The following is a 13,926-nucleotide window of genomic DNA, read 5'->3' as shown; positions in this document are numbered from 1 at the left end:
AATTAAAGACTAGACTGTAGAAATGCTTATCCAATGAAGGAAATAACAATGATCGAGCAAGGCCAAAAACTACCGGCAGCGACCCTGAGCCAACTGACCAAAGACGGTATGGTCAACCACGAAGTTACCGAGCTGTTTGCCGGTAAGAAAGTGGTACTGTTTGCTGTACCAGGTGCATTCACACCAACGTGTTCAGAAGCGCATCTGCCGGGTTATGTCGTACTGGCTGACCAGCTTAAGGATAAAGGCGTGGATCTGATTGCCTGTGTTTCTGTCAACGATGCATTTGTGATGAAAGCATGGGGCGAAGCACAAAATGCCTCTGAAATCATGATGCTGGCTGACGGCGATGCCAGCTTCACCAAAGCTCTGGGCCTGGAGATGGATACTGAGTCATTTGGTGGTGTCCGTTCGCAGCGCTATGCGATGGTGATTGAAGACGGTGTGGTGACGCTGCTGAACGTTGAAGCGCCAAAAGAATTTGAAGCGAGCAAAGCAGAAACTATTCTGGCGAGCCTGTAATTCAGTATTTGCTTTTAAGCACCATTACGAAAAACGGAAGCCAAGGCTTCCGTTTTTTTATGTGCGCAATGCCTTCAACGCGTTTTTCGACTCGCTTAACGGTAAGCCCGACGACATTATTCCCAGCAAAGGAGTGAGCCTTATTGAGAGCGCTCTGCCGGAGAATATGACTGCAGCCATGACTCAAAAAACTCAGTGAATGCGCGTACTTGTCGGGGCTGAAATTTTCGGCTTGGAAAAATTGCCTGCAAGCCTATGCTGTCTGAATCTGTTTTTTCTAAATCTATTTTTTCTGAATCAATGTAGCTAAACCCTTTCACCTGGCCTTCGAACAGCAATTGCAGATTACCGACATTGATATCAGCCTGAACATCCACGAGTGATTTCAGTGCAATGCCACATCCTGCCAGCGCCCAAGCCCGGATCAATCCGCCATCACCGGAAACCATTGCCGGTGTCACTTTGAGTGACAACAATTGGTTATTATGACGGAAATACCATTCGTTAAGTAGCTCGCCGTGGCGCTCCATCACCAGACAGCGGTGTTCAAGGAGATCGTTAGGATGGATGGGCATACCATAGGCACGCAAATAGGCTGGTGACGCACACAGTACCCGTCGGTTGTCTGCCAGTGGTTTAGCAATCAGGTTACTGTCAGGCAGGTTGCCGTAGCGGATTGCCATATCTAACCCATCTTCCACCAGCTTTACCACCCCGTCAGTGAGATAGAGATGGGGAATCACCTGCGGGTGTTGAGCAACAAACGCGGCCAGTGCCGGTGCCACATATTGCAGTCCGAAATCTGAAGGGGCAGAGATCCGCAGTGTGCCGGATAATACCGCCTCTGTTTCTGACAGGCTGGCTTCTGTCGCGGCCACTTCATCCAAGACGCGCAGGCAGCCCTGATAAAAACGTTCTCCGGCATGGGTGAGGGTGATACTGCGTGTATTGCGATTGAGCAAGCGCGTCTGATAGCGCTGTTCAAGCCGGTTTATTCGGGCGGTCATACTGGCCGGGGACAAGCCGAGTTGCCGTCCGGCGGCGGCTAATCCGTTCGCTTTAACCACCTGTACAAACAGGGTCATGTCGTCGACTTTGCTCATGGGGTTTTTCTCATAAGATCGTTATCATCTGACTGTTTTTTCAGTGATTTTCTGAGAATGGCTCTTGCTGGTCATTTTCAACGAAGGGCATTCAATTTAAACAAAGCGTGTTCAGCTTTAACGAATACTATTTAGATTTTGTGAATAGTGTTTTCATATCTTAGGGTATTATCAAATTTAACTGAATAGATAGACTGAATCAAAGACCCATCAGTTATTCAGGAAAGGTTATGACCTACAACACGTTATTTACTCAACAGGCTCTTGGCTCCACAACCACGGCAAATCGTATTGTAATGGCTCCGATGACTCGGTCTCGCACTGCGCAACCGGGCGATATTCCGACGCCGATGATGGCGCAGTATTACGCGCAGCGTGCCAGTGCCGGATTCATTGTGACGGAAGCCACGCAAATTACACCGCAGGGGAAAGGGTACTCATTCACGCCGGGAATTTATTCGCAAGCGCAGATCGTCGGCTGGCGTCTGGTTACTGACGCGGTGCATCAGGCAGGTGGTAAGATTTTCCTTCAGCTCTGGCATGTGGGCAGAATGTCGCATCCGTCGTTTCATCCGGATGGTAAGCCAGTGGCACCCTCGGCGATTGCGCCTGATGCGCAGGTCTGGGTTGTCGGTGATGATGGTGTGGGTCGGATGCTGGACTGTCCGGTTCCCCGGGCGTTGGAAAAAGAAGAGATTGAAGACATTATCGAAGACTATCGTCAGGCGGCAATTAACGCCATGGAGGCGGGATTTGACGGGGTGGAGATTCATGGTGCCAATGGCTATTTGATCGATCAGTTTCTGCGTCGCACCTCGAATCATCGTACTGATGAATACGGAGGTTCGATGGAAAACAGGATTCGCTTTGCGGTTGAGGTCGCTCAAGCTATCAGTGAGGCTATCGGAGCTGATAGGGTTGGTATTCGCCTGGCGCCTTATATCACGCAGCGTGGGATGAACGACAGTGAAGCCACAGATACCATTTTACTGGCTGCGGAGTCATTTAATCAGTTAGGGCTGGCGTATATTCATCTGGCAGAAGCCGACTGGGAAGATGCACCGGTAGTGCCTGAAACGTTTCGGTATGCACTGCGAGAACTGTTTGAGGGTGCAATTGTGGTGGCTGGCAACTACAGCAAAGCCGCAGGGGAAGCGTTGCTTGAAAAGGGGCTGATAGACTTTGTGGCGTTTGGCCGCAAGTTCATCGCCAACCCGGATTTGCCTTACCGCCTTGAGCATAATCTGACACTGAGTGAGATCAGTGACGCCGGTACCTTGTTTGGTGGCAATGAACAAGGTTACACCGATTATCCGGTTTATCAGGACTGACGATCAACATTGATAGTTCACGGCTTTTGCGAGCATCAGCGCAGCGCTACACTTACGCCGAAAAAACGACTCAGGCTTTGAGGAGACTCAAAGCCTGAGTCGTGACTGATATAGGGTGAGCGTATTACGACTGAAAACCTGCGGCGTTCATCAGGTAACGAAACCCCATTGACACCATGCCCAGTGCAGTGACACTACATACCCAAATCAATACCAGCCACGCTGTTTGCCGGATTACCGGATGCCTGACCTTTTGGAGGCGACTGGCATTGGCCGTTCTTAGGGCCTTGGTCTCGAAAGTGGCAGCGGCAGTGGGTTGGCCTGTCCCGGTTATGTCTGGCAATTCTTGGTGCATGCGGGCATCGATTTTGCTCATATTATCTCTCCGTTATGAAAGAGAACCTTGTTGAGTGCCGTTCTGTCGTTGCCTTTCAGCAAGCGGAAGCGAACGGCCCTCAATCCTTATCTGTTCATATTCTTCGGTTGAAGATGATCTTAACGTTCAAACTCGTCAATTTCCCGAATCCTGAATGCGAGTTCAAAAGTCTCTCTCGGCATCAGTGATAGGCTTCGCCGGCTTTTACTTTGCCGCTGAACACGTGATAGGTCCAGAAGGTATATCCCAGGATAAATGGAATAATGAACAGCGCCCCAACCAGCATAAAGCCCAGACTTTCCGGAGGTGCCGCCGCTTCCCAGATACTGATTTCCGGTGGAATGATGTTTGGCCATAAGCTGATGCCAAGCCCGCTAAAGCCCAGAAAGGTGAGTAGCAGTGCCATAACAAATGGGCTGGTTTGCCCTTGTTGTTGTATGGCGGTATGAATCCGCCACAGGCAATAACCGGTCAGCAACGGTACGGGTGCGAGGAAAAACAGGTTTGGCATACTGAACCAACGCTCGGCAATCGATGGATAGGCCAACGGTGTCCACAAGCTCACAACGATCATGGCAATAAGAAATGCGATCAGTAAATATCGTGTTGCCTGATACATCTGCTGTTGAAGTGCTGACTCGGTTTTCATGATCAGCCACGTCGAGCCCAATAGCGCGTAGGTCACCACCAGGCCCAGCCCGCAGAATAACGGGAAGGGAGCCAGCCAGTCGAAACCACCACCAGCAAAGGTTCTGCCTGCAACAGGGAAGCCTTCAATGACCGCACCGACCGCGATGCCCTGACAGAAAGTGGCGACAATGGAACCGATAATAAAGGCTTTATCCCAGAAAGCCTGATGTTCCGGTAACGCCTTAAAGCGAAACTCGAACGCAACACCACGAAAAATCAGGGCAATCAGCATGATGGTCAGTGGAATGGTCAGCGCATCAATGATGACGGCATAAGCCAGTGGGAAAGCGCCAAACAGCGCCGCGCCACCCAACACCAGCCAGGTTTCGTTACCGTCCCAAACCGGGGCGACGGTGTTGACCATCAGATCGCGTTCGTCACGGTTTTTTACTAATGGCATCAGTATCCCGATACCTAAGTCAAAGCCATCCATTGTGATATACATCAGGGTGGCGAAAATGATGATGCCGAACCAAATCACGGCAAGTTCAATTCCCATCGTTGTGCTCCTTTAGTGATCCCGAGCGGCTAAAGCCGACCTGACAGGGACAGCGGTTCATGTGTCGTGTTTGGTTTTGCGTTTGTGCCAGTATCAGACAGGCTGGTGTCAGGATCGTCAGGGCCTTGTTTGATCTGATTGATCATGTAGAAATACCCGACCCCGAACACTAGGGAATAGACCACAAAGAAAGTGAGCAGGCTGATACTCATGTGCAAATCACCATGGGCGGACACCGCATGTTGTGTTCTGAGCAGGCCATGAACGACCCAGGGCTGGCGGCCTACCTCGGTGGTTACCCATCCGGCCAGAATCGCAATGAGTCCGGCTGGTCCCATCATCAGGACAAAACGGTGGAAGCGGGGACTGCAGTAGAGGGTGCCCTTTTTCCGTAACCACAGGCTGATGCCTCCTTGCAGCATCATCAGTAGGCCAAGGGCAACCATGATGCGGAACGACCAGAAGACGATGGGGGAGTTCGGTCGATCCTCCGGTGCAAACTCTTTCAGTGCCGGAACCTGCTGTTCGAGGCTGTGCGTCAGGATCAAACTGGCAAGGTAGGGGATCTCGATTTTGTAATCGGTTTGTTCTGTTTTCATGTTCGGCATGCCAAACAGGATCAGTGGGGTAGGTTCACCATTACTGTTGTCCCAGTGCCCTTCAATGGCCGCGATTTTGGCAGGCTGGTATTGCAGGGTATTCAGACCGTGCAAATCACCGACAAATGCCTGAATAGGCGCCGTCAATAACAGCATCCACAATGACATCGAAAACATCCGTTTGATTGCAGAGGAGCGGTTACCTTTGAGCAAGTGCCAGGCGGCAGACGCACCGACAAACAGTGCGCTGCTCAGGAAGGCCGCAATTACCATGTGCGCCAGACGGTATGGGAAAGATGGGTTGAAAATCACCGCCAGCCAGTCGACCGGAATGACCTGACCATTTTGAATCTCAAAGCCCTGTGGAGTGTGCATCCAGCTGTTTGACGCCAGAATCCAGAATGTGGAAATCAGCGTGCCCAGCGCCACCATGCAGGTGGCGAAGAAATGGAGTTTGTCGCCGACCCGATTCCAGCCAAACAGCATGACCCCGAGAAATCCGGCTTCAAGGAAAAAGGCTGTCAGTACCTCATAGGTCAGCAGAGGACCGGTGATACTGCCGGCAAATTCGGAAAATCCACTCCAGTTGGTGCCGAACTGGTAAGCCATGACCAGCCCGGACACAACACCCATTCCGAAATTAACCGCAAAAATTTTGGACCAAAAATGGTAAAGAGTTTTGTAATCCGGGTGGCGGGTTTTCAGCCATAACCCTTCAAGGACGGCCAGATAACTGGCGAGGCCAATGGTGATGGCTGGGAAAATAATGTGGAACGAAACCGTAAAGGCAAACTGGATTCGTGCCAACATGTAAGCATCTAAACCTAACATGTACTACCTGTGCTTAAAAATGGAAGGTGGTGGCATGGTAGGCGGTGGCACATTTCCCGCATAGATACAGAACAGGATTGTTAATCTATAACAGATTTTTCCATCATAGTGTTATAGTTGTTCTCAGGCTGAGTGAGTTCAAACCAGGGTAAGTAAAGCAAGTAAGGCCAGGTAAAGCAGATCAAAGCAAAGCAGGCAGGCGAGTACTTAGCCCAACCACAAAAGTTAGCCCCAGCAGGAAGAAATACGAACAGGTGCGGTTATGGCGAAATATGAACAACTGGTGCAACAGATCCAAAGGCAGATTCATACTGGTGTCTGGCAGGCCGGGGACAAACTTCCATCGCTGCGTAAACAGGCGGAACATGGCAATATGAGCCTGATGACCGTACTGCAGGCGTACCAGGTACTGGAAAGTCAGGGGTGGATCGTCTCGTATCCTCGCTCGGGCTACCGGGTCGCGCCTGAAATCAGGCCGGTTGCTGAAGTACAGGAAGCTGCTGCCGTGCTGTCGACTGAGTCGGTCGACGTGAACGATTTTATCTTCGATGTGCTGCAGGCTATCCGCAATCCGCGCATGGCTAGTTTTGGTCATGCCTACCTGGATCCGGCTCTGGCTCCCCGCCAGCAAGCCAATCGCTCACTGACGGCAGCGGTGCGCTCCATGCCGCTGACCAGCGTGGTCGACAACCTGCCACCTGGCAACGAGGAACTGCGACAGCTGATTGCCCAGCGTTATGCCGCGCAGGGAATGAATATCTCTCCGGATGAAATCGTGATTACCGCTGGAGGGCTAGAGGCACTGAATCTGAGTCTGCGTGCAGTGACCAGACCCGGTGACTGGGTGGTTGTTGAATCACCCACGTTTTACGGTGCGCTGCAAGCGCTTGAAAACCTTGGGCTGAAAGCTATCTCGGTGCGTACTCACCCGCAGGAAGGCATTGATCTGGGCTCCCTGGAGCGGGCACTGCAAACCCACTCTGCGAAAGCATGTTGGTTGATGACCAATCATCAAAACCCGTTGGGTTATACGTTGTCGCTTGAGAAAAAGCAGCAGTTGGCCGCGTTGCTGAAAAAGTATCAGGTACATCTGATTGAAGATGATGTATACAGCGAGCTGTATATCGGTGACAGTAAACCGTTGCCCGCCAAGGCTTTCGATGAACAGGGGCAATTCATGCATTGCTCTTCGTTTTCCAAAACGCTGGTGGAAGGGTTTCGTATCGGCTGGGTTGCCGCAGGAAAACAAGCGCTGAAAATTCAGAAATTGCAATTGATGAGCACTCTTGCCACCAGTGTGCCAATACAGCTGGCGCTGGCTCATTTTCTAACCACCCGCAACTACGGCAGTCACTTACGCCAACTACGCCGTACTCTCAGCCAGCGCAAGCAAGCAAACTATGTGTGTCTGAAAGCTCACTTGCCTGATACGGTGAAAATACACCGTTCAGACGGCGGTTACTTTTTATGGCTAGAACTGCCACCATCCATGGATGCGACAGAACTTTACCAGGCTGCACTGTCTGAAAATATCAGTATTGCGCCGGGCCGGATGTTTGCGACTGGCGAGCAGTTTAATCATTGTTTCCGATTCAACGCGTCATTTCCGCTAAACGATGCCCATGAGCAGGCGATCGTCCGGCTTGCAGAACTGATAAAAGCACAATTGGGTTAGTCACACTGGACTGGCACAACTGCAAAGCCGCAGGTGCCAGTGCTAACGGCCTCATTACTCAATGTTTGCCCCTGGCAGTGCGTGCAAGATCTGAAAAATGGCCGGATTGTCCGGACACCGGTAATGCCTGGCTCTTGGCGAGCTCATCACTGTCTCTTTGACCATATTCGTGGTTTCGAGCCAATGATGCTGATCATCGCTTAGGGAAAATTGATAGGTCACAATCCGCTCATTATTTTCAATATTCAGTCTCAGTTGATTGTGTCGCTCAGAGGGAAGACGAGTCACACTTTTACAGGTCGCCAGGAAGTGATCAAATGCTTCAAGTGCTTGATTGACCATATTAACCTGCTGCTGGCTCAAGGCATAGTAGTGGTGATTGATCTGGTAGCTTCTTAGTTCGGTGTCAATGACACGGCTCGACGCTGACGTATTTGACGCCGAAGAATTTGACGCTGATGGGCTTGATGTCAGCGGCGAGATCAGCTCAATCTGTGCTGGTAACAGTGTGTTGGTCAGTGTCATTACGTTGGGTCTGAACGTAAAATACAGGCTGACTGCAATAACTGAAAAACTGATCGCTATGATTACAAAGGTTTTTTTCATAAGTCACTTGTCATGTTTATCTTGTTTGGACTTTATTATTTTCGCTTATTTAGCTTGGCCCTTTTCACACGAATCTTCTACGCTAATGTGCGCTAAGAGAGCCTAAGCTCTCCTAGCGCAAGATGAAACGCTTTACTGTTTTTTACGTCATCAACTACTGAATAGACGTAGTGATCAGATTTCCTTGTGGGTCAAACAGTTGTATTGCACTGAGATGGATTTTACTCAGGTCATCAGCTGAAATTGTCATGATGCATCCAGAGGCTGGTTGTTCAATCGCTTCCAGATATCCACAACTCTTACTTGCTAAGGTTTGCTCATTCATCAGCAAGAACGTTGCTTCTGCGGCCCGTATTCCTTGCCCCTGAGTAATGGTCAACTGACCGTTCTGCTGGTTGAAAGTCACTGCAGGCTGACCCGAAACTGTTTCGTTGGGGTTATTCGGGCTGACAATCAACGCCATAGAAACAGTATTGTTCAACTGAGTCGGTCCCAGTGCTTTGCTCGCATATTGTTTTCCAACGCCACCGGTATCTGGCGTGCTGTTGTCATTATTGCTGTTGCTATTGTCATCGGAGTTACACGCCGAGAGCAGCAATGTAGCAAGAATTAGCAGACTTTTTCTCATTGTAGTATCCCCTTAAATTACATCGATTTTTTAACAATAGTCAGATCGAACAGATCAATTTTTCCATTCCGGTTAAAGTCACCAAGAATCAGCTTCGGATTTGCCTGAGTACTCTGACCATACATCTCAATTAAATGGTCATAGTCTAGGGTGTCGACTGTAGCGTCCTGGTTAACATCCCCGGCCAGGCCATTTCCAGGAATAAGCATCGATAGATAAACGTCAAAATCCGCTTTGTCTGAGCCGGTTGAGAAGTCTTTTAGAGGGTCCAGACCTAGCTGGTATTCTGTAGAGCTGTTCACACCGTCATTGTCATGATCTTTGTAACCATCGGTCGCGTCTTGAGGATCGAAGCCGTACTGATTTTCGATATGATCAGGGATCCCATCTTTGTCACTGTCGATCGTCGGCAAATAGGCAAATACCACTTTGTTGTCGGTGACCACTTCGTTGGTAAAGTTTTGCGTGAGTGTGATATCCAGGCTGTGTTTATCCAGCTCCGGATTGTTCTCATTCGAATAAACGAAGGTGTGTTGATAGCTCTCACCGTTTGCGTAGTCAGTACTGCTGTCTTGGGCTGAATGGCTGATGAAAGTCAGTGTATTCGCCACAATGCTTGGGGTTACCGCGTTGGCATTAGTGTCCCCGATGTTTTCCAAGGAGACAGTAACAGTAAACAGGGTATGCCCATTTTCAGGCTGGCTACTGACGTTGACTTTATCAATGGTGAACAGCCCTTCATTAGAGGTAAAGCCATCGGCTCTTAAACGAGCTTCTGCCACTTTAGCGGTCAAAATGGTGCTCTCTGTTTGCCAGTGAGTCAGTGCTTCTGACAGTTGAGCGGTCAGTGCTTTTTCCTGAGCCGAATCAGAGGTACCTAACTCCAGCAAGGTGGCAGCGATAGCCAGTTTATTACTGATCGCTTGTATTTTCAGATTAATGGCAGCAGTGAGTGCATCCGTGCGTAGTGCATCCCAGTTACCCGGTCTGCCATACTGCCTTTCCAGCTGATCGGCACTGATGATGTATGCCATCATGGCAGAAATATTTTGTTGGTCATTGTCGACCGCCGGCGTGAGGCTATTGATGTAGTAATCAAAGAATGCGTCTAGCTTGCCATCGCTCAGCAACTGATTAGCCTGAATGAAGTGTTCATCGAGTGTGGCACTGGTTACCGGGATCGATTTCGTTGTGAGCTGAGTGTTTAACTGCTCAAGTTTTTTGTCAGCAAAAGCGAACGATGTGCGGCTCATCGCACGGTAAGGGCTGATCGAAGAGTCTGCGCCGTCGGAAGTTCGCTCAATGACATTCTCAATCTGTGAATCCAGCACAAGGAAATGTGAAGACGCGACAGCAGAGTTAGTCGCGGAAACCGTGATATCACCCACCTTCAAACCTTTATCCAAGGCGCTGAGGGCTGTTTTCACGGTAGCCAAAGCAGGAATGGTATTTGCGATGCTGGCTGGCAGGATATCCAGCGTGCTGTCGATGGAACTGACAGCTCCACCAATAACGCCAATAATATCACTGAGTTTACTGGTATTCGCTAAGGTGGATTTGACGGCTTCCGCTTGCTTAAGCATCTGATTCAGCGACTGGTTAGCCTGATTGAGTCGGTAAGCCAGTGCGTCTGCCGTCAGGGATGTCGTGATGTTCGAGTGAACCCCGATTGATTTCTCAAACTTCGTGTCTGCACCATTGGCGTAGATAGGAATCAGTAAGTCGAGTGCGGCTTGCTGTGCCATGTTTTCAATCAGAGGTAAATTAGGATTGGTGGTTGCGACAGCCAGTAAGGTTTTCAGCTCCGTCACCAGGCCATGATGTTGTTCTTCAAGGTTCATTTTCACAACATCAAGTAGTAAGTTACTGAGATTTTTCGTGAGTTGTCCCAGACTGGATGCTGTAATCTCGAGTAACTCTTTGACCTGGCTATAAGTCCAGCGAATGATAGCCCAGTCTGCTGCGGCAGGATCCAGCTTGCCGGCCACAGTTCTGAGCTGCTCTTCAATTTTTGTGAAAGTAGAGTTGAGGTCAAGGAAGGTCATGACGATTTTCGCCAGGCTGCCACCGATAATCTTGACATCATTTTCAATGTACTGGTTCGATTTATGAACGGCTTGGGTTGCAATATCCATGCGTTTTAACCCTTCTTGCTGGGCATCGGAAGGGCCATCACCAAGCTCGTCGGAGGAATCCGGAATGGTTGAAATCCAGTTTAAAGCCGTATTGGCTTCAGCCTCAAATGGCGCATTGCTGATAAGCGTGGGTCCAAAAGCTTTTATTTGATTGAGTCGTTTACTCACGCTGGCTTTGATTTCAGCCACAGTTAACAGAGCCAGGTTGAATGAGAGTTCCTCAACGCTGATATCAATGTCACCACTGTCGTTGACTGTGGTTGTGACGGTCATTTCCTGCGGTGCGTAAAAACCGGTCAATCCAGCGGTGATTTGATAGGTCTGATCCCCGGTCAATTCAATATCCACAGTTCCGGTACCATCGCTGATGTAAGTGGTGCTGTTACCATCTTTGTCCGTCACGGTGACTTGAGCCGATGCAATTGCCCGAGGTTCCGGATCATTATTCATCACAACTAACGAAAATCGCCCTGTTTTCAGATCCGGGGTATAAGGAGCCTGATCGCGGATCAGAGGTTGACCATTAGGATGAACAATCATTTGGCGGGTCAGTCCATCGTGCAGACCAACAGGATCGGTAAAGCTGAATTGATAGCTGCTGCGAACGGCATCACCGAGTTGTGACAGCAGAACATCGCCATTGAAAGGCCAGTTCAGACTGGTGCCAAGAGAGAGATATTGTGACTCAGGGGATGAGTAGTAAACGGCTTGTTGCTGGGTTGAGAGGGCCGCCAGTGAAAATGTTGCCGTTGTATCACTGTCGCCGCCGTCACCCGCCACATGAGCCGGGGCATCGGTTATGAGCATGATTATTTGCTGCGCATCAGCCCGCCAGCTTAACTCTGAACCGGCTGAGATAATCGAGTCCAGCGGGTTTTCCGGCCAGTCTGAACCACCATGAGCGACAAGGGACGATACCCAGTTTTTAAATGCATCGGCATTGTTGGTAAAGCTGATTTTCTTGCGGTAAGGAACTTCATCACCAAACGAGAACCCGGCCAGTCGGTAATCAATATCGGCAGCGGCCAGTGCATCCACAAATTCACGGATATTGGCAATTACTGTATTAATTTCACCACTCATGGAACCCGTCGAATCGATGACAAAAGCAATGTCAGCTTTCGTCGAGGTGGAACCGATTTCGCTGACAAAAATGTCTAAAGGAGTCTGCCGCTCTGTCAGTGCTGGGTGAGTAATTGCCAATGCTAAGTCAGAGGAAGTTAGGCCTGATACATGTTCACCCTCACTGTCTCGTACACTGAAGAAGCCGCTTACTGTTGGGAAAGAGTGAGCATTGATCTCGGTGATCGTTACCTGACTTGGTGTAGCGATGCCTGCACTGCGGCTGACAGCGATACTTTTCGCTATGGGGGTCTGATTCATAGCTGCCAGATCTTTGGATACAGCTTCAAGGTAAGTTGGCGATAAGTATTCAACCTGAGCCATCGTTGCCGGAGCAATGAACAAGCTCAAGGGTAACAGGTAGGGGTGCTTCACGTTATCTTCCTCTGATATAGGTATGACTGAAAAATCAGAGAGGAAATATAGGTATCTTTTTATAAGCAGTTAACTGCATATTTGCGAAAAATTGCAATCAACAGGCGAGCAAGTAAAAAAACGCGCATTTGTTACATCGTTTCTCTTTTTATTGTGATATATGTCGGTCATAACTCTCTGTTATTGATGTGATCTATCAATAATTTGTGCTTAATGTTTGATTTGAAATGCAAAGGATTACATTGTTGCTCAATAGTATGCGTTTTAGGCACGATTATTGACTCTTCAGTGTGATCTTTATACCAACTTGAAATTTGAGCTTTGAGCAGTCGTTAAGTGGCGGAATAATGCCTGTCACTGAATCAATGTTGGCTGCCTTGGAACAAAAACCATACCCATTAAGTTGCTTATTGTGCCATCATGCGGTTCGCTGAAAGGTATAAATAGTATGTGAAGATTCTATTGGAGAAGGAATGACGGCTACAGATACCCATGGATGGTTTAATCACGCATTGACCTCATATTTTTGTTTCAACAATACACGCACCTTATCTACGAGCCGGCCCAGCCAGTTGACACTGGTACGAAAACCGGGAATGACGGCTTATATTGATTCGACCCGCCGCTACGATAATCACGTGGTTATTCATCAGAAATGCGCTGAATCAGATATTGAAGAGGTGCTTGGGTTGTATCCTGACCATCTTTCGCCTGAAATCAGTATTGAACCCGCGGCAACGGATTTTTCTCTTTCTCAATGCCTCATGAAACACCATTTTGTGCCAGCCTACTCGCATGAGTTTCTCGCAATGAGGGCAGAGAGTTACCAGGCTTCGCCAATAAAACAGGAAATCAGAGTTGAGCGGTGGGAGTGTGAAAAAGTGGATGATTTTCTGGCTTTATTGCAAACAGCCGGTGTGGAATGCAGCGAGACTGTCTGGGAAGAAAAACGGCGGTACTACTGTACTGAGCAATTTCGTTGCTTTGTCGCCTTTTATGATGACCAGCCCTGTGCCTGGGCAACGTCATACCTGGTCGATAATGGCATGAGTCGTTGTTCTCTAGTCAGTGATAAAGTGGATGATACTGTCATTATTGCGCGAGAGACAGGTGCTGAGGCTGCATCAGATATGGCTCCGAACACTCGGAAGGGGAGTGATCGCCGTGTCGCGATTTTCGCGAATGCGTATACGCAGGAAGCTTATCGGGGCAAGGGATGTCAAACCGCATTACTGCATGCTCGCATTCAGGATGCCAAAGCGGCTAAAATCACGCATTTACTCACCGATGTTATGCCGGACACCATTAGTAGTCGAAATTGTAAGGCTGCCGGATTCACGACTAAGACGATCCGTATCGTATGGGCCCGTTCTTAAAGTGGTAGGAAAAGTAAGAAAATAGGGCCATCTGGCCCTATTTGGGTGCTGTAAGAAA

General features: G+C 49.2%; 11 protein-coding genes. 4 read left to right on the top strand and 7 right to left on the bottom strand.

Annotated features, from left to right (window positions below):
* The first annotated feature begins 48 nt into the window (after positions 1 to 48).
* Positions 49 to 522, top strand: coding sequence for a peroxiredoxin (locus tag FH974_RS22885; protein WP_047886108.1), 474 nt, complete (start codon positions 49 to 51; stop codon positions 520 to 522).
* 140 nt (positions 523 to 662) lie between these two features.
* On the opposite strand, the gene FH974_RS22880 is transcribed toward FH974_RS22885, so the two are convergent.
* Positions 663 to 1,625 (bottom strand): LysR family transcriptional regulator, encoded by a 963-nt coding sequence (locus FH974_RS22880; RefSeq protein ID WP_047886107.1) that lies wholly within the window; start codon positions 1,623 to 1,625, stop codon positions 663 to 665.
* Between the two features lie 230 nt (positions 1,626 to 1,855).
* Here FH974_RS22880 and FH974_RS22875 point away from each other — a divergent pair, with 230 nt between their 5' ends.
* The gene (locus tag FH974_RS22875) at positions 1,856 to 2,956 is read left to right on the top strand and encodes an alkene reductase (protein WP_047886106.1); all 1,101 of its coding nucleotides are present in this window, start codon (positions 1,856 to 1,858) and stop codon (positions 2,954 to 2,956) included.
* 124 nt (positions 2,957 to 3,080) lie between these two features.
* Here the strand turns inward: FH974_RS22875 and FH974_RS26485 are convergent, their stop codons facing one another.
* The 3 genes from FH974_RS26485 to FH974_RS22860 all read right to left on the bottom strand — a co-directional run bounded on the left by FH974_RS26485 (position 3,081) and on the right by FH974_RS22860 (position 5,951).
* Positions 3,081 to 3,332: a DUF2474 domain-containing protein gene (locus FH974_RS26485; RefSeq protein ID WP_047886105.1), complete on the bottom strand. Its 252-nt coding sequence runs from the start codon at positions 3,330 to 3,332 to the stop codon at positions 3,081 to 3,083.
* Between the two features lie 181 nt (positions 3,333 to 3,513).
* Positions 3,514 to 4,521, bottom strand: coding sequence for a cytochrome d ubiquinol oxidase subunit II (cydB, locus tag FH974_RS22865; RefSeq protein ID WP_047886104.1), 1,008 nt, complete (start codon positions 4,519 to 4,521; stop codon positions 3,514 to 3,516).
* Positions 4,522 to 4,550: 29 nt separating this feature from the next.
* Positions 4,551 to 5,951: a cytochrome ubiquinol oxidase subunit I gene (locus tag FH974_RS22860; protein WP_047886103.1), complete on the bottom strand. Its 1,401-nt coding sequence runs from the start codon at positions 5,949 to 5,951 to the stop codon at positions 4,551 to 4,553.
* Positions 5,952 to 6,213: 262 nt separating this feature from the next.
* Between FH974_RS22860 and FH974_RS22855 the strand changes: the two genes are divergently transcribed.
* Complete coding sequence (locus tag FH974_RS22855; RefSeq protein WP_047886102.1) at positions 6,214 to 7,626, top strand: aminotransferase-like domain-containing protein; 1,413 nt, start codon at positions 6,214 to 6,216, stop codon at positions 7,624 to 7,626.
* A gap of 54 nt (positions 7,627 to 7,680) precedes the next feature.
* On the opposite strand, the gene FH974_RS22850 is transcribed toward FH974_RS22855, so the two are convergent.
* The 3 genes from FH974_RS22850 to FH974_RS22840 form a co-directional block, all read right to left on the bottom strand.
* Positions 7,681 to 8,232: a hypothetical protein gene (locus FH974_RS22850; RefSeq protein WP_047886101.1), complete on the bottom strand. Its 552-nt coding sequence runs from the start codon at positions 8,230 to 8,232 to the stop codon at positions 7,681 to 7,683.
* A 154-nt stretch (positions 8,233 to 8,386) separates the two neighbouring features.
* A complete protein-coding gene (locus FH974_RS22845; protein WP_047886100.1) occupies positions 8,387 to 8,860 on the bottom strand; it encodes a hypothetical protein in 474 nt (157 codons plus the stop codon).
* 17 nt (positions 8,861 to 8,877) lie between these two features.
* Complete coding sequence (locus FH974_RS22840; RefSeq protein WP_047886099.1) at positions 8,878 to 12,492, bottom strand: VWA domain-containing protein; 3,615 nt, start codon at positions 12,490 to 12,492, stop codon at positions 8,878 to 8,880.
* Positions 12,493 to 12,965: 473 nt separating this feature from the next.
* On the opposite strand from FH974_RS22840, the gene FH974_RS22835 reads away from it, so the two are divergent.
* Positions 12,966 to 13,868, top strand: coding sequence for a GNAT family N-acetyltransferase (locus tag FH974_RS22835; protein ID WP_047886098.1), 903 nt, complete (start codon positions 12,966 to 12,968; stop codon positions 13,866 to 13,868).
* Positions 13,869 to 13,926: the final 58 nt, after the last annotated feature.

The organism is Photobacterium ganghwense, from assembly GCF_017329545.1.
GTDB classification, from domain to species: Bacteria; Pseudomonadota; Gammaproteobacteria; order Enterobacterales; family Vibrionaceae; genus Photobacterium; species Photobacterium ganghwense.
Note: the sequence above shows the minus strand (reverse complement) of the source record. Positions and strands in the feature narration are given on the sequence as shown.